Annotated in this window: 1 protein-coding gene; it reads right to left on the bottom strand. The window is 56.4% G+C overall.

Features of this window, described 5'->3' with window-relative positions; translation table 11 throughout:
* On the bottom strand, nt 1–1,025 hold a 1,025-nt coding region (locus TW89_RS10450), incomplete at both ends, for a type VI secretion system Vgr family protein (RefSeq protein WP_128581395.1).

The following is a 1,025-nucleotide window of genomic DNA, read 5'->3' as shown; positions in this document are numbered from 1 at the left end:
CCCCAACCGTCGGTTCTGAGTTCGAAGCCTTCGCCGTTCTCTCCGCGTTTATCACGATTTGAGTCGACGATATGGCCGAGGTTGAGTTGAGATTTCTGATAGTCGGTGGCGAGTTTGATGTGTTCCTGACCTTGCAGGTCTTCCATCCTGAGTTTGTTGTTCGCCCAGGTACGGATGACGTTACGGGTGTTCCAATCGGCAGGGATATGGTCGGTATGAGCGCTGTCGTGCATCACTCCGGAGATATACGGACGGTCGGGATTACCCTGTACGAAGGAGAGCATCACTTCGGTGCCTTCGTGTAAGGGGAAGTGAATGCCGTATTCTGGACCGGCATAGGGTTTAGCCAGTCGGACGGGACGGCTTTCCCCACCCGGACTCCATTCGTCCAAATCAAACGGGAGTTTGACGCGGTAGCGGCCCATATCGTCGATATAGGCATAGGTGCAGTTTTCTGCCGCAGTGACCCGTGCCGGTAAGGTACCGTCGATATGCGGACGCGGGGTGGTGCGTTCGGGACGGTAGGCGAGTTGGGCGGAGATGGCGGTAAAGGTGTGGCTGTAGGCGGTATCGCGGCTGCCGCTGTGTTCCATGGAAAGTACCAGCCAGCCGTCGGGTGCTTCGGGGAAGGAGACATCGGTTTGGAACACCTTCATCGGTGTCATGGAGACGACGTTGCCGCTGCCGGTAGCGACGGTTTGACGGCAAAGGTTGGCTTCGTTTAACAGGGTCGTCTGAACTTGGGCTTCGTCGGTTGTTTTAGGATGAAGGCCCCAGTGCTGCTGTTTGCCCAATAAGACGGTATTGTCGGCTGATTCTTCGGATTGTTTGTTGTCGGTTTCGGCAAAAAGGTCGGTATCGGCACTGCGGTAGTTGTAGTCGGCCGTGCGTATGCCTTCGACGATGGGGTTGTGGCGGATGCTTAAGTTAAAGAGTGCTTCGGTACCGACACTCTCCAATCCGGCATGGGGGCGGTAGGAAACGGGTAAGCCTTGGCTGCGCCAATAGTGTGTGGGACTGTCGCC

The organism is Neisseria flavescens (assembly GCF_001618065.1).
Classification (GTDB): Bacteria; Pseudomonadota; Gammaproteobacteria; order Burkholderiales; family Neisseriaceae; genus Neisseria; species Neisseria flavescens_A.
The sequence above is the reverse complement of the archived record's forward strand: the minus strand, read 5'-3'. Positions and strand labels throughout refer to the sequence as shown.